Raw genomic sequence first — 25,369 nt, 5'->3', positions numbered from 1 at the left:
TATTAGATGTTTTTAAGATACGGGAGAGGATGATGATATGGAGCTTTGTTAACTTGTTCGCTGTATTAATATTAAGCAGATTTGATGGATAGAATCCGTTTGGCTATTTGGACTTTTATGCTTCTCTTATTCTCTGTTACTATATGGGGAGATGAAATCTATTTCCGGTCTTTGGGTGTAAAAGACGGATTGTCTCAGCCTTCCTCTATAGCAATATGGCAGGATCGGCTGGGGAGAATATGGCTCGGTAATAATGCTGTAAATTGTTATGATGGCATTTCTACTAAAGTAATTCGTTTGTCTGAATATTTCCCGTCTCTCGAAGATGCTAATATTCATAATTTCTGTGGAAATGATTCTACATTATATCTTTTAGCGGAAAACAATATAATCTGTATTGATTTACAGATGAGGCAACCTTTCATGCCGAAGATTACAGCAACGGCTATTTGTTATTCAGATAATCAACTTTATACTGTTGAAGGACATTCACTTTATAGATGTAATATCCGGTCGGGAGAAAAAGAGATTTTGTTTTCTGATGAAAGATATGTTTTTACTCTCATAACTCCGATTGGCGATAATCAGTTTTGGATAGGGACGACTACCGGTGTATTGAAAGTTGATCTGACGGAAAAACGGATTATAACCACCTGTTTTCAGAAAGAGAACATAACTACTCAGTTCCTGGACTCGGAATCTCGTTTGTGGCTGTCGGCTAAATCTGGTTTAGCTGCTGTTGTTTCACCAAATGGTGAATCTATCGTTCTTAATGACTCGGGAGGTTCTTCCATACCCTATATTCATTGCTTTACTGAGGATACACGGGGGATAATATGGGTGGGAACTTTGGCCGGTCTTTATAGGATAGAAATGAAAACAAATGGTATTCCGGAAATAATGAGTAACCAGCCGTATATGGCGGAAACTTCGATTACTGCATTATTTACTGATCGGCAAGGAAATTTATGGATTGGACCCTATTATGGTGATATCCGGTATGGAAATATAGATTTGGATGATTTCAAATGTTTTTATAGCGACGAAAAAGTTGAGGATCGTCTGCATGGAACTGTTATCGGTTCTATGGCTGAAGATAAAGAAGGTAATTTGTATGTAGCATCTGAGGGCAGTGGTATAAACGTCCTGAATAAGAACAGGGAAGTAATCCGGCATATCACCAAGACTACCCACCGATTGCCGGATAATAAGATTCGTGCACTGTGGTATGATGAGCAGACGGATAACCTGTTTATCAGCGTCTACAAAAATGGACTTTATGTGCTTGACAGGAAAACAGGCCGTATCAAGCAGATCGATTTTTCGTTTTTCGATTCGGCTTCTCAGCTGACAATAGAAGATATTGTTCCTTATCGGGATATGCTGGTGTTACCGTCTACCCAGGGTATTTTTAAACTTGACAGGGAAAATCTGCATACCTCTTATTTGTTGGATGATTCGTTGCTGCAACAAAAATGTTCCGGAAATATTCGTACCGTATATATTGATGACAAGGACCGCTTATGGGTGTCTTCACTGGAAGAAGGATTGTTTTCTGTAGATCTGAAATCGCAAAAGGTAATCTTTCTCTATGGAGATGGCTTGCAAAAAGGGAGTCGTATTCCCAGTGCCGTTAATTCGATTTGTGGTGATTCCAGGAATGGTTTATTCATGTCTACCCTGAATTCCGGACTTTTATTATATAATGAGGAAAAGAATGATTTTTCATCTTATAGGGAACAGGATCATTTTTTACTGAGTGATGTATGTTATAGTGTAACCCGCTCGTTTTACAGGAACCTGATCGTAACAACAGACAAAGGTGTTTCTATTTTGGACATGTCGGTAAAAAAGAAACCTCTTTCTGCATTTCATATTCCTTTAAGTAATCTGCCTGCCCCGCTTTCTCTCAGTGGTGATTGTGGCATTTATGTCTCACCGATGGACCGGAATGTTTATGTGGGTACCATATGTGGATTATTTTCTTTTAATGAGCAGAATTTAAATCGTTCGGGTAGGAATTACTCTTTGTTTTTCTCTTCGATCTCTGTGAATAATCAATTGTTGACACCTGCGAATTCGGATTTTCTTCAACAGGATATCGCCTTTTCCCGAAAAATAAAACTGCCTTATAACTTGAATACGATCAGCCTTACCTTTTCGACAAGTAACTATCTGCTTTCTAATTACGGACAATATGAATATAAGATGGAAGGTCTGGATGAACTATGGATAACGACTTCCAACAGGACGATTACTTATTCTTCCCTGCGCCCCGGTAGGTATAATCTGATTGTCCGCGAGCTGGATAATCCTCAGAATGAAGTTTTGCTGGAAATTATAATTATGTATCCGTTCTGGCTTTCGTGGCCAATGATATTGCTGTATGTTTGTGTAACGATTTCTATTATAGCCTGGCTGGTTTGGTTCAATAAAACAAAGACTCGATTGATGCTTTCCCTGGAAATGAAAAAGATGGAGGTGGAGCAAATGGATAAATTGAACCGGGATAATCAGCAGTTCCTAACTAATATTTCCAATGAGTTCAGGAAACCTCTGACTGTAATCATTGCCATATTGAATAATATTGTTGCTGATGCAGCAGTTGTAGCCGGTAAAAACCGAATCGGGAAAGTATTGAAGCAGGTTGTTTATTTGCAAGGGTTAATTACCCGGTTACAGACGTTCAACAGAGAGGAACAGGAAGACGTTGCGTTTAGTTTCGGAAATCCTGTCTACGATGCGGAATCGCCTGTGGAAGAGGTGATTGGAACAGAAGATAACACTCTTTATACGATGTTGATAATAGACAGTGACAGCGAGATAAGGGCTTCGCTGAAAGAGACATTTTCGTTTGCCTATCGTTTGATTGAAGCGGAGGATACAAAGGAGGGTTATTTGATCGCATTGAGAGAACTCCCGGATATTATTTTGAGTGAGATCGATATGGCGGACGGTTCCGGGATAGAATTGTGCCGGATGATTAAGGCGCATGTAGATACATTACATATTCCTGTTATTCTGATGACTTACCAGCCATCTCCGGAACAACAGATTCAAAGTATTCGTTCCGGTGCTGACGATTATGTGGTCAAACCTTTTTTTATGGATTTACTTCAGCATAGATGTAATTCTCTGGTAAGAAACAGTAAACGTATTTTGTCAAGGTATATCAAGCAGAAAGAGGAACAAGATTACGTGCCGCTATTGGCAACTAACGTACAGGAAAAAAGACTGTTGGATACGGCTACCCGTGTTTTGGAAGAGCATCTGGAAGATCCGGAATTCGATATAGCCCGCTGGGCTAAATGTATGGGAATGGGGAGGACCAGTTTGTTCAACCAGATTAAGATGGTTACAGGAATGACCCCGAACGATTATATTGTTTCCTTTAAAATGGACCGGGCTAAGCTTTTGTTATCAGATGAGTCTTGTTGTCCTATAGCGGAGGTTGCCTATCGTCTCGGGTATTCTGATCCGATTTATTTCAGCCGTACCTTTAAGAAGCATGTAGGGGTATCCCCCATGCAGTACAGAAAAAATATGCTGGTGTCGCAGAAAGAGGAAGTATCCTAAAAAAACAGAAAGCCCGCCATATGGCGAGCTCTCCTCTTTTCAACTCCCTATTACTCTTTTTCTATCTCGATGAAAGTGTCTCGATAGTAAGATTCAGATCTTTTGTCTTGTGGTACATAATAAATGGGCGAAGAATAGTTGTTCTCTGCTTTTACTTTAGCAAAGTTCTCTGTATTGTTCAATTCTTCGGAATCCGGATATTTTATACGTTCAACCTGCGGTTTGATATTTGTGAAATACGGCGGGAAGTTAACCGGTTCCAGTTTCGGATGGCGGGTTCTGCGCAACTCTGTCCAGCATTCGTTGGGAGCCATCAGATTCAGGTGGATATACTTCTGCTGCATGATAATTTCTATCTGATCATCCAATGTTTTAGCTTTCTGGTATTCTGCTTTCAGAAAATCTCCATATGTCTGAACAACTTCGGCAGATGGTTTTTCCGGGAAATAACGCGGATAATCTGTCGCACTTGATACTGACAGGGAGTTTATATAATACCATAAGTCTGTTGAATGAGTCATAGCATCGCTTATATGTTCACCGGCTGTTTTACCGGTTGAAGCATAGTTTCTGGCAGCTACTTCTGCCAGGAGCAATTCTGTTTCAGCCAGCGAGAACATATAAACCGGGAAATTAGCATAGTAATAAGTAGCCGGGTTATACATGGATACGCAGTTTATATCGTAGTAACTCAGTGTACCTTTGGCATCGCGGTATGCAGTATTGTTATTGATATAGGATTTATGACGTTCCCATGTTCCTTCGTCGATATAATCCGGGCGCATGTTTTCTTCACTACCGGCGGCAATAGAGTCGTAAGCCGGCTGGTGGTATAGGTTGTCCATGCGGATACCACGATAGTCGTTGTAACGTGTCGGAGCGGCTATGGCCGGCAGACGCGGGTCATCGATTCCCGGTTCATATTTCAATCTGTTATGGTTCATTCTTTCGAGAATCACATTGGGGATGAATAACGAAGTAAAGCGTTCGAACCATCCACGGTTGATAGTACCGCCTCCCGGTAAATCTTTGGCCGGATTGGTAGGCAAAAGCCAGATCATATCTTTGGTGGGAAGTCCGTCCTGTATCGCTGATGTAATCTGAGTTTTTGCGTAGGCTTCGTCGGCAGCAGACATGCGGACTGCAAATTTCAATCTCAATGCATTGATATATTGTTTCCATAACTGAATGTCTCCTTTAAAGGCGACATCTTGTTTGGCAAAAGTAGCTTTTGCATCCGGAGACATTTTATCATAATCGGCAACTATATTTTCCGATATTTCTTTCAATTCATCGAGAATTGTTTTGGTAACTTCCAGGGGATCGTCATACTCTGCAAACAAAATTCCCTTGTTTCCCTGAATGGCGTTGTAATAGGGAATACTGTTGAAAAAGTCGATATTGCGGAGCATGGTATAGTCTTTCATAACAGTAGTCAGCTGGTAATATACGTAGCTGTTTGTTAATGTTTCTCCCGTATATTCTTCTTCGACTAATTGTTTGAAGATTGACCAGGTTTTCATTTTGGTATACATATTATTAAAATAATTACGTATACCGTTGTCTGCCGAGAATCCGTTACCGGTGGTTACATCTTCAAAATCCTGGTAAATACCGGCATAATTTTGTGTAGTAGGTCGAACACCGACCTGGGCATAAGCTGTAACACCGGCACCTGTCAATGACCACCACCATTCTCCGTAGTCCTGTACATAGACTTGCCATTCGTAAAGCGTTTTTGTGAACAGGCCGGCAGCCAGTTTGTCTTCCGGCGCCTGGTAGTTTTCAGGGTTGTAGAAATCTTCTTCCAGTTTATCCTGGCAGCCGGACAATAATAGTGAGGCTGCCGCCAAACCCGTTAATAATATATTTTTCATAATTTCTTGCATTAAATTGTGTATTTAGAAACTAACTGAAACACCGATACCGAAACTTCGGGTAGAGGGGAAGAATGAATATTCTTCGTAAGAGTTCGTACCGAGCGTTGATTCTGCATCAATATTCGGAATAGCCTTATAGAGGTAAAACAGGTTACGTGCTGTAGCTGTCAGAGTCACTTTTTGCAGTTTAGCCTTTTCTACGATTCTTTTCGGAATGGTATAGGAAATACCGATTTCGCGGAACTTGATATAGTCATTCTTATAGATATTATCCGGTTGCAGATCGGCCGACATGTCATGGATGAATGTAGAATAGTATTCGTAGGCACTTAGGATGATATCATTCTTACTGCCGTCTTCCTTCACACCGTTGAGGATAAGACCATCATGATATACCCGGTTATCCTTGGCTCCGGCAGGGGCTGCTGTGTTGTGTTCACAGGGAACCTTTACGTTCTGTTCGTTGATGTAGTAAGCCAAACCGCCATGTTTCTCGTCACGATAAGGCAAAGATTCCTTTGACAGACCATTACCGATAAGGTAGTAGTTGGACATAGATAACAGGGCTCCACCGAATTTGTAGTCAAATCCCAGGTTGATATTGAAGTTCTTATAGTAGAACGATGTATTGAAACCACCGATGAAAGATGGATTGATGTTGGAGTTTTTCTTGAAACCGGCATCATAATCCAGTACATAGAAACCATTCGAGCTTACAACACGGTTGCCATGTTCATCTTTCTTATAATCATAGGTAAGTAATTCACCCATTGGCTCACCTACTTCGGCCACAACTTTATATCCTGTTCCGCCACCGATTAATTTCTGTGTAATACCCGGATATAACTTCTTCACCTTTGCATACTGATTTGCTGCTGTGAATGATACATCCCAACGGAAATCTTTGCCTACCAGCGGAGTCCCTTTCAGGAAGATTTCATAACCGTAGTTATGCACGTTACCGGCATTAATCCTGATTTCGCTGTATCCGGAAGTGGATGACAGGGGAACGGACATGATTTGGTCGTATACATTATTCGTATAGTAAGAGAAGTCGAATTCAAGTCTGTTCTGATCGAAGAAGCGTAAGTCCATACCGATTTCATATTCTCTTTTGCGTTCTGGTTTCAATAAACCTGAGAATAGGGCACTTGGAGGTGTTACGATCGAAGCTTCGGTTTCTGCAATCTGTCCCAGGCTGAAGACGTTGTTTGCAAAGTAGCGGGAAGCAGGACGACCGGCATCGGCCCAGGCCATACGTATCTTACCGAACTGCAATTGCGGGATTGGAATCTGGTCTTTGAAGTTCCAGTTGAATGAGATACCCGGATAGAAGTAGGAGTTGTTTCCTGCGGGTAAAGTAGAAGCCCAGTCATTTCTTCCGGTAATTTCTACATAATAACGTTCGTCCAGGGAGAGAGTCACACCGCCGTAAAGACTGTAGAGGAAGTCGGAACCGCGCGACATACCTCTAACCTTCCCTTTGTCGCCAGCGCCTGGCCATGAGCCTTCATTATTCAATGAGTACCAATCCGGATAAAGCATGTCACCGTATGTTGAAACGTTAATGCTCTTATCTTCATTGCTGCGGTAACCTCCACCGAAGAAAGCCAGTACATTTAAACGGTCTTTCATGAAATTCTTGTCAAAATTCAACATTGCATCGTAGTTCTGTACTACATAACGTTCTTCTTTCCTAGAATATTTACCACCGACCACGTTGGGCTCCGCCTGAGTAACTCTGGCTTTCTGGTTATATTCAATATCCGTATAGTCGATACCTCCCTGTAGCACAAGGAATATATTTTTATGGAAATCGAACTTACCTTTTAATGATGTGATCATGTGAAATTTATCATCCACATTCCTGTTTTCGCGTTGGTGCCACAGCAAATCCATGATATTGGACCCATAACTGCTCATAGTCAGATCTTCCTTGTTCCGTTTGTATCCGGAATCATCTTTATATAGTCGTTCCAGCGTTGAAAATGGTTGGTCTCTGTTGATACCGTATGAAACGAGACCTCCGATATTAGGATAACGGTTTTGGGTGACAATGTTATAAATGTTTGAATTGATTTCGAAAGTAGCAAACTTCGATGCGTTCATTTTTCCGGAGAAACTGAGGATATTCTTTTTCTGTTCAAAATTATCCAGAATACCCTGATATTTATAATTGGTATAGGAAACACGCATATTTCCCATTTCATTACCTCCGGCAATGGCGACGTTGACGTTGTCTGAATAGCCTTTACGGAAGAAATCCATAAAGTTATCCGGCTGTGCTTCGTAGTTGATAATATTACCGTCTATATCCATGATCGGCTTGCCGTCAAAAGCGGGTCCGAAGTTGAAGCGGGAAGTACCCAGTCTTCTCATGGAGGTTCCATCGGGCAATTTACCTGTCAGTTCATCATAAACACTTGTTCCCGTACCGAATTCATTCTGAAAATCAATATAAGAAACCGGTTGTTCAACGGTATACTGGAAAGAGGCCGTTACTCCTAAACCTCTGGTATTGGCCCCTTTTTTGGTTGTGATCAATACAACGCCGTTGGCTCCTTCACTACCATATAGAACGGATGCTTTCGCACCTTTCAGGATTTCCATTGATTCGATATCTTCAGGGTTAATATCATTGATACCAGCGCCATAGTCGAAAGAGTTCAACGGGTCATAACCACGGGTTGCCATAGATGATTCCTGGTCATGAATGGGCACACCGTCTACAACGAACAACGGGCGTGTCTTGGAGGATGATTCCAGACTGGCTGCTCCACGAATCTTAATGTTTACACCTCCGGTCGGACCTGCTGCACTCGACTGGATACCAACACCGGCAGCTTTACCATATAGAGATGTTAAGGGGTTTGCTGCCTTACCGGCAAGCGTGAATTCGTCTCCTTTGATGGTTGTTAATGCATAACCAAGGCTTTTATGAGAACGTTTCATTCCGAGGGCGGTAACAACGACTTCATCGATAGCTTGCGAGTCTTCCACCAATTTGATATCCAGATTTTCCTGTCCTTTATAGGCGATTTCCTGTGTCGTATAACCCAGAAATGAAATTTGTATTATTTCGCCTTTTTTGACTCCATTCAGGACGAATTTTCCATCGCTGTCTGTTATGGTTCCTTTAGAGGTACCTTTTACTGCAACTGATGCTCCGGCTACCGGTCCAAGATCGTCTGCGACGATACCTGTAACTTTCCCTGATTGCTGATTAACTTCAGAAGTTTCTCCTATTGTCCCTTCGGATGCGAAGGCATTCCAGGCAGATCCTAATGAGGCCACCAGCAATAATGCGCTGATAGGTCTGTAGATCTTAAACATAACAATTAATTTAATTAGACATATAATTAACAAACGTTTTTTAAAACGTTGCAATGTATGCCTGGAATAGGGAATGGAGTTGTTATTAATTGATATTTAACTTGTAACAAAAATACAAGTGTATGATTTTACATAGGGTTTGTACTAAAATTACAGGTTTTTATACTTATATGTTAGGAATAGCTGTAGTGAAAAATAAATATTATTAATATATTCGAAGAGATTCGTAAAAACAATTGGATGATTTCATTTGCCCTATATGCTAGTGTGGTCGTTGTGTACAAAAGGAATGGAATTATCAGTCAGAATGTCTTGTATTCGGTAAATATTTTTACCTTTGTTTATCATGACAAAGTAAAACATACAATTATGGCTGTTATTTATCCGATTGGAATTCAGAATTTTGAGAAGCTACGTAAAGATGGATATCTTTATATTGATAAAACTGCTTTTGTACATGAATTGGCTACGACAGGGAGTTACTACTTTCTGAGCCGTCCAAGACGTTTCGGCAAAAGCCTGCTGATCTCAACGCTGGAAGCTTACTTTGAAGGTAAGAAGGAGCTTTTTGAAGGGCTGGCATTGGAAAATCTGGAAAAGGATTGGATAAAACATCCGATTTTGCATATAGACCTGAATACGGAAAAATACAATACTCCGGAAAGTCTGGAGCGGATATTGAACTTTACTTTGTTGAAGTGGGAAAAGCTGTATGGGACCGGAGCCGGTGAGACTTCTCTTGCTCTGCGTTTCCGGGGAATTGTTGAGCGTGCGGTTGAACAAACCGGTCAGCGTGTCGTGATCCTGATCGATGAATACGACAAACCGATGCTCCAGGCAATCGGGAATGAAGAATTGCAGGCGGCTTACAGAAGTACGTTGAAGTCATTTTATTCGGTCATGAAGACCATGGACAAATATATCCGTTTTGCCTTCTTGACCGGAGTGACGAAATTCGGAAAGGTAAGTGTGTTCAGCGATTTGAATAATCTGCAGGATATCAGCATGGATAAACGTTATGTAGATGTTTGTGGGATTTCGGAAAAAGAAATTCATGATTATCTGGAACCTCAGTTGCATGAGCTTGCTAAAGCTAATAAGCAGACGTATGAGGAAATTTGCCAAAGACTGGAGCTGAATTATGATGGGTATCATTTTGTTGAAAATAGTATAGGAATCTATAATCCTTTTAGTCTGTTGAATACGTTTAAGACATTGAAATTTGGCAGTTACTGGTTTGAGACGGGAACTCCTACCTATCTGGTCGAATTGTTGAAACGGGCAGAATACGATTTGTCAGAAATAGGCAGGGAAGAGATAGATGCGGATGTATTGAACAGTATCGATATAGCCTCTTATAACCCGATACCTGTCATCTACCAAAGCGGTTACCTGACCATCAAAGGGTATGATGAGGAATTCGGTATGTACACGCTCGGCTTCCCCAATAAAGAGGTGGAAGAAGGTTTTATGCGTTATCTGCTTCCTTTTTATACTACCGTAAAAGAGGGTGAGACAGCTTTTCAACTGAAGAACTTTGTAACGGATCTCCGCAAAGGCAATCCGGAGGGTTTCCTTCGTCGCTTGCAGACGTTTTTCTATGGTGTACCGTATGAATTGACCGGTGGGGTAGAGCGGTACTATCAGAATGTTCTTTTTATAGTCTGTAGACTGATGGGTCTTTATGTCCAGGCGGAATACCACACCTCTTATGGTCGTGCGGATATGATTTTGCAGACGAAGGATTATATCTATATCTTTGAATTTAAGTTGGATGGTTCGGTGGAAGAGGCGTTGCAACAAATAGAAAGCCAAGGGTATGCCCGTCCGTTTGAAATGGATAGACGGAAGTTGGTAAAGATAGGAGTGAATTTTGATTCCCGAACCCGAAGCATGGATAAGTGGAAGATATCATAATATGACTGTTAAAGAGTTGTTTAATACTATATATACGCAATATTACGCTAAATCATTCCGGTTTGCAAACCTGTATGTCTGGAATGATTTGGCTGCCGAGGATATTACAACCGATAGGTTTGTCTGTATCATGCATTTATTCTTATCGAAGCATTTTCTCTATTTTTAGTGGGGTCATTTATTTTTTTCATGCGTTTGTATTAAAAGGATCTGTGTAATGTTGGTTCTTTAACTATGACTGAAGCTTCAACAAGATGTGAAGATGGAGGGAAAGAACAATGTTCTTCAATGGACTGTGGAGAATTTTGGATCAAAATGGCTCAAGTCCATGGTGCACCAGCTAAATAATAATTAGGGGAAAGGCTGTTCTGATAGAGCTTGATTTTAGAGCGTTATCTATATTAGAACAGCTTTTTCATAAAAAATGCTAAAAGTAAAAGTAGTATGTTTATCTATATCGAGAATGTCCGATTATTGGAGATCCTTCCTGTTCCTTGGTTATTAAGGATGAGAAAGGAGAAATCGTAAATAAATATTATCCTCTTGTTGAAAAATTGTCATATATCAATGATTGTATTTTTCGAAAACTTGATAACGAGATTCTTTTTGTAGAAGATATGCGTGATTCTATTTTTTCTTTGAGAGGAGATAAATTAACTCCAAGATATTTTGTTGATTATAAGGATAAATCAATGAGTAAGGTAGATCGTAAGAGTATTTTAAAACGAACTAGGGAACCTCTTATTGTTCAACAAGAAAATTTACAATCAGCTATTGATAAGGGATTTAAATATTGGCAGAAAGAAGGACTTCTTGCTGCTGAAAGAGCCGAAGAATTAAAGAATATGATTGAGGAACGATTCCCTGACCGAAATAACATTGGTGAGACAAATCCTGTACTCTTTTTGTTGAAAGTAAAGAAATAATAATTATAAAATCGAAAATATATGAAAAGGATTTATTTATACATTGCTATTCTGGTCAAGCAGACTTTATTCTCCGGAAATGTACCTGTTTTTTCCCTAAAGGGCAGCTGCCGTTTCTTTATATCCTGCCTGCTTATTCCCTTGAAGGTAGTAGTTGTTTCCCTATAGGCCGGATTTTAGTCACTATGTAATTGCATATAGATAACTATGTAACGTCACATATATAACTATCTATTCATTATACACGTTTCAGCCTTCAGGAGCTTCCTCCCTTTGATAATCAGATCATAATCCTGAAGGATGAAAATAGTTGGCAGAAATACAATCTGACAACTATTTTCAGGACGCTACAGTACATATTTTACCTCAATGACACGTTTTATTATCATTTCAGGATAATACTTTATAAATCAACGACTTGAAGTGGCTGAAGGCTGAAAGATAAATATATGGATCCCGCTTGTAGGAGCCATTTTAAATACCAGCTACAGTCATTTGCAGTAGTTGCCGCGGTTATGAAAAATCACTGCGGCACTTATTTGAAATGGCTGCCTACCCATTCTGAAAAAAACGTAAACTTTTCGATAAAAAGACGTAAGCTTTTTCTCTGAAGGTTTCACCTTTTTCTATAACCGACTCAGCAATTCCTGTATATCCATTCATTTCAATGGATATACAAACCTTTATCCTTATTATTTTCCCCCCAACATGTCAAAAAACGCTAGGTCGGAACGGCTTTGACATGTTGGGGAGGGAACCCGTAAACTGATCTATCGTGCGATTGACCGTATCCGTGAAAAATATGCCCCGGTATTATTTTATTTATTCTTGTCGAAGCATTTTTTTTATTTTTAATGGGGTCATTTATCCTTTTTCATGCGTTTGTATTAAAAAAGCATCTGTGTAGTGTTAGTTCTTTTACGGATGGTATACGGATAATTATATTTAATGCTTATGAAAAAATCACCCCGGAATATATCCATTATAATTCCTTGCTTCAATGAAGAGGAATGCATCGATATGCTATATCGGAATTTGCATCCTGTATTGGATAAATTACTTTTCCCTTATGAATTAATATTTGTTGATGATGGAAGTACAGACCGCACTTTAGAGATCTTATTGTCTCTATCAGAGCAGAACCCTCATGTTCGTTGGTTAAGTTTTTCCCGGAACTTTGGACATCAGAAAGCATTGAAAGCCGGTTTGGATTATGCACAGGGTGACGTCGTTATTACTATGGATGCGGATATGCAACACCCCTCATCTCTGATCTCTACTATGTTAACTTATTGGGCGGATGGATATGATATCGTGGATACGATTAGAATAGATAACAAACAGTGCAGTTATTTCAAAACGATTACTTCTCGTTTTTTTTATCGTCTGATGGATTTTTTGTCTGATATTGCGATAACAGAAAACGGTGCAGATTTCCGTCTACTCGACAAGAAAGTTGTCAAGGTTTTGCGAGATTGCCGTGAAGAATACCTGTTTTTGCGGGGGATGGTTTCATGGGTTGGTTTTCGCCGGATACAGATACCTTATCAGGCAGGGATACGCTATGCTGGAACAACAAAATACTCTTTTAAGAAAATGGTCTTGTTTGCTGTTTGCGGGATAACCTCTTTCAGCATCCGTCCGTTACGCTTGGCTGTTCTTTTTGCTGCTTTTTTCGCATCACTTTCCGTTGTGGAAATTATTTATGTATTATATGCTGTTTTTATTTCGGGGCAGGCTGTGACAGGCTGGGCGTCTCTGGCTATACTGATTTCTGTGTTGGGGGCAGTAATCTTATTAATGCTCGGTATTATAGGAGAGTATTTGGGTAAAATGTTTATGCAGTGCAAGAACCGTCCTGAATATATTGTACGGTCGGGAAATTGTTCGTCATCTTTTAATGTGTAACCGGCTAAATATAAATACTATGAATATGCCAACAAGAATAAAAAGGTATTGCCCTCTGTTTTTTATACTGGTGATGACGTGTATCGTTTATCATCCTTTGTCAGAAAATGATTTTCTGTATTATTGGGATGATCAATGGTGTGTGATTAATCCGTATACTTCCGGGGGACTTACCTGGGAGAATCTGTACCGAATTTTCACAGAAACTCATGGTGGTCAGTATTCGCCCCTGAATGAAATAGGCTATGTACTTATTTATTCATTATTCGGGTACTCTCCGGTGATATTTCATTTGGCCGGTTTGGGAGTACATCTGTTGAATGTCGTATTGCTTTACTTTTTTCTTTCCGGTCTATTGACTCAATCATCCCGGCTTACGACGATGTACAACAAACAAATCGTTTTTCTGGCTACTTTGTTATGGGCAGTCCATCCGGTCAACGTAGAACCGGTTGCCTGGATAAGCGCATCCAAAGTCCTTGTTTATACATCATTTTATTTAATGGGACTGTTGTGCTACTTAAAATATATCCGTACGGAAAAGTTAAGTTATTATGTGGCAACCCTGGCTTTAGCTCTTTGTTCCTGTTTAGGGAAAGAACAGGCTGTGGTATTTCCATTATGTTTATTACTGGTCGATTTTGTAACAGACAGAGGACTGTTTCGCCTGAAAATATGGGAAGAAAAACTGCCATTTCTGCTGCTGTTTCTTTATATGGGAACTATCCCTATACTGGCACAGGGATTCCGGCGGGAAGAGCTGGATTATCCATTGATTGACCGGGTTGTCTTTGCGGCTTATTCCTTAATCGAATATTTGACAAAATGTTTGATACCCATTAAATTGTCTTATTTGTATCCTTTCCCGATCTTACCGGGATACGCTATGCCTTTCCATTATTGGTTTTATCCGGTAGTCGTTGTTTTTGTCGTTTGTTGCATTTATCTGTTACGACAAAAAAGGATCATTATTTTTACTTCGTTATTTTTCCTGATACATCTGTTATTTGTACTTCATATTATACCTATATCACGATTTGCGATTGTGGCTGATCGATACCTCTATTTGCCGGGTGTTGGCGTTTGTCTTCTTATGGCCTATTTGTTTGTGACGATCATACATTTAAAAGTGAAACGTATTCAGTTCATGATGATTGTAGGGTTGATTCTCTATTTGTGTTATTTGGGCTGTTACACGAATTATTATGTCAGGCAATGGAAAAATAGCGATAGTGTGAAAAAGGAACTTCGGGAGTTGATAAACGAGCGAGAGGATATAAAAAATATGCAGGAGTTACAGCAACTCATGCGTAATCAATAAGTAATAACAATTAAAGTTGGAGGTAAGCATGACAAAGAAAAGCTTTCTGAAAATCGGTGGAGCAATGCTCCTTTTGGCAATTGTGTTAAACATCCAATACGCCTGGAGTGGCTATGGTGTTAAGGATCATCCGCTTCATTTAGAAGTGTTGGGGCAGAGTAATGATACCGGAACGAGTGGTGATATTGAGACACATCCTCTTTGGTCACGGCTAGCATCATCATGTACAATGGATGTTGAAGGGGAACCTGGTTCTGAGGTTTCTGTTTTTGGAATAAAAGTTAAAATTAGAGCTGATGGGATTGCTCCTATAATTGTTAGTGATGCTTCAGTAAAATGTCAACGTGGAGGTAATGCACAATGTACTCCTTTCTTTTGTGCGGACTTTTGGAAACAAATGACTGAAATGTATGGTACACCTGCTACGCAGTAACTTAGGAAAGATACTGCTCTGAAAGCAAATCGGTTTTATAGAACTGATCATTTTAGAGCAGTATTTATTGGTATAAATGCTAAATAGTAAAAATATGAAGAAAAATATATTGTATGTATTGTTGATTTTTATATTTATTGCGTGTGATTTAACAAAAGAAGATAAGAAAAATACTGTGAGAGGAGATATCGTTTCTATACCGATAACGGAAATGGAAACTGATTACGGTAAATTATCCGATTTTGCAGAGGATATAAAAATGATTCCTCTTGAATTTTCGGGTGATTGTATATTGGACAAAGTTGAAAAGATTGTGATGTCTGACAGTTGTATTTTCATAATGGAAAGATATAATCAAAAGGGTATTTACGTTTTCGATCATAGTGGAAAATATTTATATAGGGTTGGAAATTGTGGACAGGGACCTGACGAATTTGTTGATTTATCTGATTTTTCGTTGAATGAAGAGCAACAACTTATTTATTTGTATGACATAATGAGAAAGAAAGTTCTTATTTTTTCTTTTGAAGGAGATTTTATAAAGGATATACAGATGAATTATTACGCAGATAAGTTTGAGTATCAAGATAACTTATTTTACCTATATAGGGAAAGTCCGGTTATGGGTGATCCTGCTTATTCTTTGGTAATCAAAGATGATAAAGGAAAAACGATTAATAAGTATTATCCGCTTATTAATAAATCTCCATATATTCATGATTGCATTTTCCGAAAACTCGATAATGAAATTCTTTTTGCAGAATACATGCGTGATTCTGTTTTTAGTGTAAGAAGTGGAGAGTTAACTCCAAAATATTTTATTGATTATAAAGATAAATCAATGAGTAAGATAGATCGTGAAAGTATTTTGAAAGGAACTCGTATGGCTCTGACAGTTTTATTGGAATGTAAGAAAATGGCAGGTATTGAGGATATATTTGAAATAAACGATAAAGTATTTATTAACAATACCAATGTAGTTGTTCCTAAGTTTACGGTTTATGACAAGAAGACACAAGAAGTCAAAACATTTAGCTATATACTGAATGATTTTTTGTTTATCGGTTTTGATCATCCTATTGGTCAATATAAAGATAATTTGATATCAATTGTTGGACAAGAAGATTTTCAAACGGCGATAGATGATGGTTTTAAATATTGGCAGAAAAAAGGTATTCTGACTGCTGAAAGAGCTAAAGAATTAAGGGCGATGATTGAGGAACGTTTTCCGGATCGGAATAATCTGGGGGAGACTAACCCGGTACTCTTTTTGATGAAAGTAAAGAAGTGATGGTTAGATAGGGTTGATAATTTATTCGTGTTATTTGGGCAATTAAAAAATATGTAGGAGTTACAGCAACTCATGCGTAATCAATAAGTAATAACAATTAAAGTTGGAGGTAAGCATGAAAAAGAAAAGCTTTCTGAAAATCGGTGGAGCAATGCTCCTTTTGGCAATTGTGTTAAACATCCAATACGCCTGGAGTGGCTATGGTGTTAAGGATCATCCGCTTCATTTAGAAGTGTTGGGGCAGAGTAATGATACCGGAACGAGTGGTGATATTGAGACACATCCTCTTTGGTCACGGCTAGCATCATCATGTACAATGGATGTTGAAGGGGAACCTGGTTCTGAGGTTTCTGTTTTTGGAATAAAAGTTAAAATTAGAGCTGATGGGATTGCTCCTATAATTGTTAGTGATGCTTCAGTAAAATGTCAACGTGGAGGTAATGCACAATGTACTCCTTTCTTTTGTGCGGACTTTTGGAAACAAATGACTGAAATGTATGGTACACCTGCTACGCAGTAACTTAGGAAAGATACTGCTCTGAAAGCAAATCGGTTTTATAGAACTGATCATTTTAGAGCAGTATTTATTGGTATAAATGCTAAATAGTAAAAATATGAAGAAAAATATATTGTATGTATTGTTGATTTTTATATTTATTGCGTGTGATTTAACAAAAGAAGATAAGAAAAATACTGTGAGAGGAGATATCGTTTCTATACCGATAACGGAAATGGAAACTGATTACGGTAAATTATCCGATTTTGCAGAGGATATAAAAATGATTCCTCTTGAATTTTCGGGTGATTGTATATTGGACAAAGTTGAAAAGATTGTGATGTCTGACAGTTGTATTTTCATAATGGAAAGATATAATCAAAAGGGTATTTACGTTTTCGATCATAGTGGAAAATATTTATATAGGGTTGGAAATTGTGGACAGGGACCTGACGAATTTGTTGATTTATCTGATTTTTCGTTGAATGAAGAGCAACAACTTATTTATTTGTATGACATAATGAGAAAGAAAGTTCTTATTTTTTCTTTTGAAGGAGATTTTATAAAGGATATACAGATGAATTATTACGCAGATAAGTTTGAGTATCAAGATAACTTATTTTACCTATATAGGGAAAGTCCGGTTATGGGTGATCCTGCTTATTCTTTGGTAATCAAAGATGATAAAGGAAAAACGATTAATAAGTATTATCCGCTTATTAATAAATCTCCATATATTCATGATTGCATTTTCCGAAAACTCGATAATGAAATTCTTTTTGCAGAATACATGCGTGATTCTGTTTTTAGTGTAAGAAGTGGAGAGTTAACTCCAAAATATTTTATTGATTATAAAGATAAATCAATGAGTAAGATAGATCGTGAAAGTATTTTGAAAGGAACTCGTATGGCTCTGACAGTTTTATTGGAATGTAAGAAAATGGCAGGTATTGAGGATATATTTGAAATAAACGATAAAGTATTTATTAACAATACCAATGTAGTTGTTCCTAAGTTTACGGTTTATGACAAGAAGACACAAGAAGTCAAAACATTTAGCTATATACTGAATGATTTTTTGTTTATCGGTTTTGATCATCCTATTGGTCAATATAAAGATAATTTGATATCAATTGTTGGACAAGAAGATTTTCAAACGGCGATAGATGATGGTTTTAAATATTGGCAGAAAAAAGGTATTCTGACTGCTGAAAGAGCTAAAGAATTAAGGGCGATGATTGAGGAACGTTTTCCGGATCGGAATAATCTGGGGGAGACTAACCCGGTACTCTTTTTGATGAAAGTAAAGAAGTGATGGTTAGATAGGGTTGATAATTTATTCGTGTTATTTGGGCAATTAAAAAATATGTAGGAGTTACAGCAACTCATGCGTAATCAATAAGTAATAACAATTAAAGTTGGAGGTAAGCATGAAAAAGAAAAGCTTTCTGAAAATCGGTGGAGCAATGCTCCTTTTGGCAATTGTGTTAAACATCCAATACGCCTGGAGTGGCTATGGTGTTAAGGATCATCCGCTTCATTTAGAAGTGTTGGGGCAGAGTAATGATACCGGAACGAGTGGTGATATTGAGACACATCCTCTTTGGTCACGGCTAGCATCATCATGTACAATGGATGTTGAAGGGGAACCTGGTTCTGAGGTTTCTGTTTTTGGAATAAAAGTTAAAATTAGAGCTGATGGGATTGCTCCTATAATTGTTAGTGATGCTTCAGTAAAATGTCAACGTGGAGGTAATGCACAATGTACTCCTTTCTTTTGTGCGGACTTTTGGAAACAAATGACTGAAATGTATGGTACACCTGCTACGCAGTAACTTAGGAAAGATACTGCTCTGAAAGCAAATCGGTTTTATAGAACTGATCATTTTAGAGCAGTATTTATTGGTATAAATGCTAAATAGTAAAAATATGAAGAAAAATATATTGTATGTATTGTTGATTTTTATATTTATTGCGTGTGATTTAACAAAAGAAGATAAGAAAAATACTGTGAGAGGAGATATCGTTTCTATACCGATAACGGAAATGGAAACTGATTACGGTAAATTATCCGATTTTGCAGAGGATATAAAAATGATTCCTCTTGAATTTTCGGGTGATTGTATATTGGACAAAGTTGAAAAGATTGTGATGTCTGACAGTTGTATTTTCATAATGGAAAGATATAATCAAAAGGGTATTTACGTTTTCGATCATAGTGGAAAATATTTATATAGGGTTGGAAATTGTGGACAGGGACCTGACGAATTTGTTGATTTATCTGATTTTTCGTTGAATGAAGAGCAACAACTTATTTATTTGTATGACATAATGAGAAAGAAAGTTCTTATTTTTTCTTTTGAAGGAGATTTTATAAAGGATATACAGATGAATTATTACGCAGATAAGTTTGAGTATCAAGATAACTTATTTTACCTATATAGGGAAAGTCCGGTTATGGGTGATCCTGCTTATTCTTTGGTAATCAAAGATGATAAAGGAAAAACGATTAATAAGTATTATCCGCTTATTAATAAATCTCCATATATTCATGATTGCATTTTCCGAAAACTCGATAATGAAATTCTTTTTGCAGAATACATGCGTGATTCTGTTTTTAGTGTAAGAAGTGGAGAGTTAACTCCAAAATATTTTATTGATTATAAAGATAAATCAATGAGTAAGATAGATCGTGAAAGTATTTTGAAAGGAACTCGTATGGCTCTGACAGTTTTATTGGAATGTAAGAAAATGGCAGGTATTGAGGATATATTTGAAATAAACGATAAAGTATTTATTAACAATACCAATGTAGTTGTTCCTAAGTTTACGGTTTATGACAAGAAGACACAAGAAGTCAAAACATTTAGCTATATACTGAATGATTTTTTGTTTATCGGTTTTGATCATCCTATTGGTCAATATAAAGATAATTTGATATCAATTGTTGGACAAGAAGATTTTCAAACGGCGATAGATGATGGTTTTAAATATTGGCAGAAAAAAGGTATTCTGACTGCTGAAAGAGCTAAAGAATTAAGGGCGATGATTGAGGAACGTTTTCCGGATCGGAATAATCTGGGGGAGACTAACCCGGTACTCTTTTTGATGAAAGTAAAGAAGTGATGGTTAGATAGGGTTGATAATTTATTCGTGTTATTTGGGCAATTAAAAAATATGTAGGAGTTACAGCAACTCATGCGTAATCAATAAGTAATAACAATTAAAGTTGGAGGTAAGCATGAAAAAGAAAAGCTTTCTGAAAATCGGTGGAGCAATGCTCCTTTTGGCACTTGTGTTAAACATCCACTACGCCTGGGGTGGCGATGGCGTTAAGGATCATCCGCTTCATTTAGAAGTGTTGGCACAGAGTAATGATTCTATTAGTACTGGTGGAGACGCAGGTAAGGGAGCTGGTACTGACACTGGCGTTCTTTGGACTGAAATATCAGAAGATTGTTTCGTAATTGTCACAGGTGCAGCTGACACTGTTACTGCTTTTGGATTACAATTCAAAGTTGAAGCTGATGGGTATGGAATCTTATCTGTCAGTAATGCTTCAACAAGATGTAAACCAGGAGGAGATAAGCAATGTTCTTCATCACCTTGTGGCGAATTCTGGATAGAATATGCAAAAGCCGATGGTGCAGCTGCATCAATAAAAGAAGAGCAAAAGAGAACAGAAATTGGTGATATGGTTTCTATACCGATAACAGATATGGAAACCGATTATGGTAAATTGTCTGACTTTGCAGAGGATATAAAAATGATTCCTTTAGAATTCAAAGATGAATGTATTTTAGGAGAAATCAGAAAGGTTGTGATGTCTGACAGTTATATTTTTATCATGGAAAGAAATAATCCAAAAGGCGTTTATGTGTTTGATCATATGGGGAAATATTTGTATAAGATCGGGAACCGTGGGCAGGAACCTGAAGAATTTGTTGATTTATCCGATTTTTCATTGAACGAAGAGGAACGAGTGGTCTATTTGTATGATTTAATGCGAACGAAAGTTCTTGCTTTTTCTTATGAAGGAGATTTTATAAAAGATATACCGATGAATTATTATGCTGATAATTTTGAGTATCAAAATGGATTGTTCTATTTGTATCGGGAAAATGTGGTTCATGGTGATCCTTTATATTCTTTAGTTATCAAGGATGATAAAGGGAAAACGGTGAATAAGTATTATCCGGTTATTGAAAAACTATCAAAAACTAATTATTGTGTTTTCCGAAAACTGGATAACGAAATTCTTTTTGCAGAAGATTTGCGTGATTCTATTTTTACTATAAGAGGAGATGAGTTAACTCCAAAATATTTTATTGATTATAAAGCTAAATCAATGAGTAAGGTCGACCGTGAGAGTATTCTTAAAAGAACTCGTCTTCCTCTGACAGTTCTATTAGAGTGTAAGAAAATGGCAGGGATTAAGGATATATTTGAAATAAATGACAAGGTCTTTATTAAAAATAAGCATATAGTTATTCCCCAGTTTACGGTTTACGACAAAAAGACACAAAAAGTCAAAACCTTTAGCCATATATTGAATGATTTTTTGTTTATAGGTCTTTCTCATCCAATTGGCCAATATAAAGATTATTTGATATCGGTAGGTCCGCAAGAAAGGTTGCAGGCAGCTATTAATATAGGTTTTAAGGTTTGGCAGGAAGAAGGACTTCTGACTGCTAAAAGAGCAAAAGAATTAACAGCGATGATTGAGGAACGTTTTCCGGATCGGAATAATATCGGGGAAACTAATCCGATGATCTTTTTATTGAAAGTAAAGAAGTAACAACTATAAAATTGAATCTATATGAAAAGAATCTATTTGTATATTGCTATTCTGATTTCCGTGGTAGCGAATATATTTTTAAATTTTGCCATGAAAAAGAATGACAATAAAGTCGTTTCACAGAATGAAATAGTTTCCGACGAGTATTTGAATGAAGAGTTGGGGAAGGCCTATTCTTATTTAAAACTGAACGGGAAAAAGTTTGAGAATGTAACAGGGACATTGGGGTATCAGGATAAAATGATAGGACGCATGGGACTGGAAACATTGATAAGAGGCTATAATGTCGTTTTCTATTTTTCGGACTTATCATGCTTTTCTTGTATTATGGAACAGCTGAATTCATTGGAAAAACTGAAAAAAATAATCGGAGGGAGGATGCTGATCATATCGCATTTGCCACGAAAAGATGTGCAAAATGAACTGCTACGATTGAAATCGGAAATACCGGTATTTTATATGGATGACAAGTATGTATCTGTGTTGGAGGAGTTCAGCAAAAATCATCCGGCGGCGATAACATGGATGATTACAGATGATTTGTTTATAGTCAGCTCTGGTGTGACTGATAGCCATACCAAACATTTTAATTCGGAATTTTATGATGCGATCGTACGATTCTTTAAGTATAAGGTAATATACTGAAAAATAAGTGGTAAAGTCATATTTTGATGAAAAAGGTCATTGCTGTTATTTTATTCATACTTTTTTGTCTTTTTATCCGGATTGCAGTAGGAGAGTTATGTATAGTACCTTCCGGTAGTATGGAACCGACACTCCTTTGCGGTGATAGGGTTTGGATAGATAAGATTACGTATGGAGCACGTTTTCCTGCTAGATGGGCGGATATTCCGGTTATCAATGTTTTCACATGGATACGCCCGTTGCGGGAAATGGACAGGAATACTCATTGGAAATATAGGCGACTTCCTGGAATGGGTTATCCGGGAGTCGGTGATATAGTGGTTTTCAACAGTCCGGAAAATATGGACCAATTATTAGTAAAGCGAATTACTCGGATAAAGAAAGAGAATGATACTTTACATATCAGACGGGAGAATTATCTGTTCCTGAGAAAACTAATTGCAGAGGAGGGAAACGATGTGAGAATGAGAAACCGTGCTGTTTATATAAATGGCATTTGTGATTCTATTTATAGGCTTAAACGTACTTATTATTATGTTGAGGGAGATAATTCTGCCGATTCAAGGGATAGCCGAAATTTCGGATATATTCCGGAAACCTTAATTGTGGGTAAATTTAATTACGTACTGTTTTCTGTTAACAATCTGGGTACTAAAGGTAAAAAGATTAGGCTTAGACGTTTTTTTCATAAAATAACCTGATAGGTCCTGATTCTTTTATCTTACATTGTTCCAGTCAAAGAGTTTGTTTGTAATAATCAACGTAGTTCTTGTAGAACGATGGAATAATAAATACAAAAATAGGGTAAAAAAGTATTATATCCCTTTATAAAGGAATGATATTGTATGAAAAAAGAGATTTGGCACAAAAAAGTGACCTCTTAGGCTTGATTTTTTTACCCGAATCAATAATATCTCATACATATTTGGTCAATTGCTAATAAAAATGCATTTGTTCTACAAGAACTATGGAATAATGGTCCATTGCATAATAAATTAGGAAAAATGTTGAAAACAAAACAATGTGACTATAAAAGACTATATGAAAAATATGTAGGTCAGATGTATTCATATGGTAAGGCACTCGGTGTTGATGATGATGCGTTGTATGATTTGATTCATGATGTATTCCTACATTTTTTTGAACATCAGAATGAGATTGTCGATAATGATAATGTAAAATATTATCTTTTCCGGTGTTTAAAAAATCGAATGATTTCTGAAAAGCGGAAGGAAGTTACTATGGAAGATATCGATGAATCAGATGATTATCTGTTTTCTATAACTGTGTCCGGACTGGATTATATAGAAGAAGAGGAGGAGCGAAAGGAAATTGCCGAACAAATTGAAAATATGTTATGCAGTCTTACGGGACGACAAAGAGAAGCCATTTATTTACGCTATATGCAAGAATTAGAGTATGATGAAATTGCTGTATTACTGAATCTTACGACTAAGGGGACACGCAAATTAATATATCGCGCAATCGAACGTATGCGTGAGCAATATGGTCCTGTTTTATTTTATTTTTTTCTTTCCGATCATTTTTTTTCATTTTAATGGGGTCATATTTCTTCTTTGTGCGTATTTATTTAAATGAATACTCATAAAAGTAAGGAATGAGCGATAAACAAATACCAGAAATAGTACATAGATTGTTGCATGACCACAGTTTTGTCATGTGGTGTATGGTGCCGACCCAAGAGTTGGATATTAAATGGCATGCTTGGATAAAAGAACATCCGGAAAACCAGCGGGCTATTGACGAAGCACGTTTAATATTAAGATCAGTACGGTTGAACGAGTATTCTATTCCGGATGAAAAATCAGAACAAATTTGGCTGAGGTTACAAAACGAAATGCAGCAAAAGCGTTTTAAAAAGCGTAATCTATTTATGAGATATGCAGCGGCTTGTGCTGTTTTTGTAACAGTTAGCCTGGCAGGATACTGGTTAATGGATAGAGGTCTGTTTTCAGGAAATAATCTGATGACAGGTATCGGTATGGCTATTGACACGGTTCATACAGAGGTTACATTGATAACGAAGGATCAGAAAGTTATAAATGTGGAGGACAATACCTTGATCTCTTTCAACTCTGATGTAACGATGAAAAATTCTCCGGATGAAGAACTCGTTGTAAAAAAGATTGAGGCTGAAGGGATTGAAAAGAATATTGATGAGACAGTGATGAATACGTTGGTCGTACCTAAAGGGCGCCGTTCTTCATTATTACTGGCTGACGGTTCTAAAATTTGGATAAACTCAGGGAGCGTGTTGCGTTTCCCTTCCCGGTTTGATGGTGACGATCGTACTATCGAAGCGGAGGGGGAGATTTATATCGAGGTCGTAAAAAGTGGCAAACCTTTTCATGTGAAAACGGCTAGTTTTACAGTCAATGTGTTGGGGACTAAATTCAATCTTTCCGCTTATGGTGACGAGCAGGCACAATCAGTTGTTTTAGTAGAAGGTAGCGTGATGGTTGACACAAAGGAAGAAGAAAATATACAATTAACTCCAAATCATAAGTTGACCCTTCAGCCTGATAAACACGAAATTAATGAGGTAGATGTTTTAGACTATATCTCCTGGAAAGATGGCGTACTTATTTTTAAAGGAGAAACAATGGAAAATATCCTGATGCGTTTAAGTCGTTATTATAATGTGCAAATTGAATGTGCTCCTGGTATTGCCCAGCGGACAAGTTCCGGTAAACTCGTCTTGTTTGATAACATAGAGCAGGTCATGGAAACTTTTTCAATGCTTTATAATGTTCATTATCGCTTTGAATCAAATACATTACTAATAGAATAATAACTTAAAAAGAATTGCCTATGGAATATAGAA

At 37.6% G+C, this 25,369-nt stretch carries 18 protein-coding genes; 16 read left to right on the top strand and 2 right to left on the bottom strand.

Annotated features, from left to right (window positions below; genetic code table 11):
• Positions 1 to 84 precede the first annotated feature (84 nt).
• Complete coding sequence (locus HMPREF1535_RS07935; RefSeq protein WP_046145789.1) at positions 85 to 3,576, top strand: helix-turn-helix domain-containing protein; 3,492 nt, start codon at positions 85 to 87, stop codon at positions 3,574 to 3,576.
• 50 nt (positions 3,577 to 3,626) lie between these two features.
• On the opposite strand, the gene HMPREF1535_RS07930 is transcribed toward HMPREF1535_RS07935, so the two are convergent.
• Both HMPREF1535_RS07930 and HMPREF1535_RS07925 read right to left on the bottom strand, forming a co-directional pair.
• The gene (locus HMPREF1535_RS07930; RefSeq protein ID WP_235438383.1) at positions 3,627 to 5,453 is read right to left on the bottom strand and encodes a SusD/RagB family nutrient-binding outer membrane lipoprotein; all 1,827 of its coding nucleotides are present in this window, start codon (positions 5,451 to 5,453) and stop codon (positions 3,627 to 3,629) included.
• 24 nt (positions 5,454 to 5,477) lie between these two features.
• Positions 5,478 to 8,789 carry a SusC/RagA family TonB-linked outer membrane protein gene (locus HMPREF1535_RS07925; RefSeq protein ID WP_046145787.1) on the bottom strand — a complete coding sequence of 1,104 codons (3,312 nt, stop codon included), beginning with the start codon at positions 8,787 to 8,789 and terminating at the stop codon, positions 5,478 to 5,480.
• A gap of 369 nt (positions 8,790 to 9,158) precedes the next feature.
• On the opposite strand from HMPREF1535_RS07925, the gene HMPREF1535_RS07920 reads away from it, so the two are divergent.
• From HMPREF1535_RS07920 to HMPREF1535_RS07850, 15 genes are all read left to right on the top strand, one after another.
• The gene (locus HMPREF1535_RS07920; RefSeq protein WP_044215109.1) at positions 9,159 to 10,706 is read left to right on the top strand and encodes an ATP-binding protein; all 1,548 of its coding nucleotides are present in this window, start codon (positions 9,159 to 9,161) and stop codon (positions 10,704 to 10,706) included.
• A gap of 494 nt (positions 10,707 to 11,200) precedes the next feature.
• On the top strand, positions 11,201 to 11,632 hold the full coding sequence (locus tag HMPREF1535_RS07915; protein ID WP_044245320.1) for a 6-bladed beta-propeller: 432 nt from the start codon (positions 11,201 to 11,203) through the stop codon (positions 11,630 to 11,632).
• A gap of 954 nt (positions 11,633 to 12,586) precedes the next feature.
• Positions 12,587 to 13,540: a glycosyltransferase family 2 protein gene (locus tag HMPREF1535_RS07910; RefSeq protein WP_009860581.1), complete on the top strand. Its 954-nt coding sequence runs from the start codon at positions 12,587 to 12,589 to the stop codon at positions 13,538 to 13,540.
• A gap of 25 nt (positions 13,541 to 13,565) precedes the next feature.
• Positions 13,566 to 14,861, top strand: a complete 1,296-nt coding sequence (locus HMPREF1535_RS07905) for a hypothetical protein (RefSeq protein WP_046146462.1) — start codon at positions 13,566 to 13,568, stop codon at positions 14,859 to 14,861.
• Positions 14,862 to 14,889: 28 nt separating this feature from the next.
• Positions 14,890 to 15,294 carry a hypothetical protein gene (locus tag HMPREF1535_RS07900; protein WP_010801275.1) on the top strand — a complete coding sequence of 135 codons (405 nt, stop codon included), beginning with the start codon at positions 14,890 to 14,892 and terminating at the stop codon, positions 15,292 to 15,294.
• Between the two features lie 94 nt (positions 15,295 to 15,388).
• Entirely contained in the window at positions 15,389 to 16,585 is a 1,197-nt protein-coding gene (locus HMPREF1535_RS07895) for a 6-bladed beta-propeller (RefSeq protein WP_009860584.1), read from the top strand.
• 115 nt (positions 16,586 to 16,700) lie between these two features.
• Entirely contained in the window at positions 16,701 to 17,105 is a 405-nt protein-coding gene (locus tag HMPREF1535_RS07890) for a hypothetical protein (RefSeq protein ID WP_046145786.1), read from the top strand.
• 94 nt (positions 17,106 to 17,199) lie between these two features.
• The gene (locus HMPREF1535_RS07885; protein WP_009860584.1) at positions 17,200 to 18,396 is read left to right on the top strand and encodes a 6-bladed beta-propeller; all 1,197 of its coding nucleotides are present in this window, start codon (positions 17,200 to 17,202) and stop codon (positions 18,394 to 18,396) included.
• Positions 18,397 to 18,511: 115 nt separating this feature from the next.
• Positions 18,512 to 18,916, top strand: a complete 405-nt coding sequence (locus HMPREF1535_RS07880; RefSeq protein ID WP_046145786.1) for a hypothetical protein — start codon at positions 18,512 to 18,514, stop codon at positions 18,914 to 18,916.
• A 94-nt stretch (positions 18,917 to 19,010) separates the two neighbouring features.
• Entirely contained in the window at positions 19,011 to 20,207 is a 1,197-nt protein-coding gene (locus HMPREF1535_RS07875) for a 6-bladed beta-propeller (protein WP_009860584.1), read from the top strand.
• Positions 20,208 to 20,322: 115 nt separating this feature from the next.
• Positions 20,323 to 21,879, top strand: coding sequence for a 6-bladed beta-propeller (locus HMPREF1535_RS07870; protein WP_046145785.1), 1,557 nt, complete (start codon positions 20,323 to 20,325; stop codon positions 21,877 to 21,879).
• 21 nt (positions 21,880 to 21,900) lie between these two features.
• Positions 21,901 to 22,524, top strand: a complete 624-nt coding sequence (locus tag HMPREF1535_RS07865; protein WP_046145784.1) for a hypothetical protein — start codon at positions 21,901 to 21,903, stop codon at positions 22,522 to 22,524.
• Between the two features lie 26 nt (positions 22,525 to 22,550).
• The gene (lepB, locus tag HMPREF1535_RS07860) at positions 22,551 to 23,225 is read left to right on the top strand and encodes a signal peptidase I (RefSeq protein ID WP_046145783.1); all 675 of its coding nucleotides are present in this window, start codon (positions 22,551 to 22,553) and stop codon (positions 23,223 to 23,225) included.
• A 303-nt stretch (positions 23,226 to 23,528) separates the two neighbouring features.
• Positions 23,529 to 24,083, top strand: a complete 555-nt coding sequence (locus HMPREF1535_RS07855; RefSeq protein WP_009860588.1) for an RNA polymerase sigma factor — start codon at positions 23,529 to 23,531, stop codon at positions 24,081 to 24,083.
• 59 nt (positions 24,084 to 24,142) lie between these two features.
• Entirely contained in the window at positions 24,143 to 25,336 is a 1,194-nt protein-coding gene (locus tag HMPREF1535_RS07850; RefSeq protein ID WP_009860589.1) for a FecR family protein, read from the top strand.
• The last annotated feature ends 33 nt before the right edge of the window (positions 25,337 to 25,369 follow it).

Source organism: Parabacteroides goldsteinii DSM 19448 = WAL 12034, assembly GCF_000969835.1.
Lineage (GTDB): Bacteria > Bacteroidota > Bacteroidia > Bacteroidales > Tannerellaceae > Parabacteroides > Parabacteroides goldsteinii.
The sequence above is the reverse complement of the archived record's forward strand: the minus strand, read 5'-3'. Positions and strand labels throughout refer to the sequence as shown.

Excerpts from the sequence above, each read along its gene's own strand:
- HMPREF1535_RS07935 (WP_046145789.1), top strand. The coding sequence starts at position 85 with ATGGATAGAATCCGTTTGGCTATTTGGACTTTTATGCTTCTCTTATTC.
- HMPREF1535_RS07930 (WP_235438383.1), bottom strand. The coding sequence starts at position 5,453 with ATGAAAAATATATTATTAACGGGTTTGGCGGCAGCCTCACTATTATTG.
- HMPREF1535_RS07925 (WP_046145787.1), bottom strand. The coding sequence starts at position 8,789 with ATGTTTAAGATCTACAGACCTATCAGCGCATTATTGCTGGTGGCCTCA.
- HMPREF1535_RS07920 (WP_044215109.1), top strand. The coding sequence starts at position 9,159 with ATGGCTGTTATTTATCCGATTGGAATTCAGAATTTTGAGAAGCTACGT.
- HMPREF1535_RS07910 (WP_009860581.1), top strand. The coding sequence starts at position 12,587 with ATGAAAAAATCACCCCGGAATATATCCATTATAATTCCTTGCTTCAAT.
- HMPREF1535_RS07905 (WP_046146462.1), top strand. The coding sequence starts at position 13,566 with ATGCCAACAAGAATAAAAAGGTATTGCCCTCTGTTTTTTATACTGGTG.
- HMPREF1535_RS07900 (WP_010801275.1), top strand. The coding sequence starts at position 14,890 with ATGACAAAGAAAAGCTTTCTGAAAATCGGTGGAGCAATGCTCCTTTTG.
- HMPREF1535_RS07895 (WP_009860584.1), top strand. The coding sequence starts at position 15,389 with ATGAAGAAAAATATATTGTATGTATTGTTGATTTTTATATTTATTGCG.
- HMPREF1535_RS07890 (WP_046145786.1), top strand. The coding sequence starts at position 16,701 with ATGAAAAAGAAAAGCTTTCTGAAAATCGGTGGAGCAATGCTCCTTTTG.
- HMPREF1535_RS07885 (WP_009860584.1), top strand. The coding sequence starts at position 17,200 with ATGAAGAAAAATATATTGTATGTATTGTTGATTTTTATATTTATTGCG.
- HMPREF1535_RS07880 (WP_046145786.1), top strand. The coding sequence starts at position 18,512 with ATGAAAAAGAAAAGCTTTCTGAAAATCGGTGGAGCAATGCTCCTTTTG.
- HMPREF1535_RS07875 (WP_009860584.1), top strand. The coding sequence starts at position 19,011 with ATGAAGAAAAATATATTGTATGTATTGTTGATTTTTATATTTATTGCG.
- HMPREF1535_RS07870 (WP_046145785.1), top strand. The coding sequence starts at position 20,323 with ATGAAAAAGAAAAGCTTTCTGAAAATCGGTGGAGCAATGCTCCTTTTG.
- HMPREF1535_RS07865 (WP_046145784.1), top strand. The coding sequence starts at position 21,901 with ATGAAAAGAATCTATTTGTATATTGCTATTCTGATTTCCGTGGTAGCG.
- lepB (WP_046145783.1), top strand. The coding sequence starts at position 22,551 with ATGAAAAAGGTCATTGCTGTTATTTTATTCATACTTTTTTGTCTTTTT.
- HMPREF1535_RS07855 (WP_009860588.1), top strand. The coding sequence starts at position 23,529 with ATGTTGAAAACAAAACAATGTGACTATAAAAGACTATATGAAAAATAT.
- HMPREF1535_RS07850 (WP_009860589.1), top strand. The coding sequence starts at position 24,143 with ATGAGCGATAAACAAATACCAGAAATAGTACATAGATTGTTGCATGAC.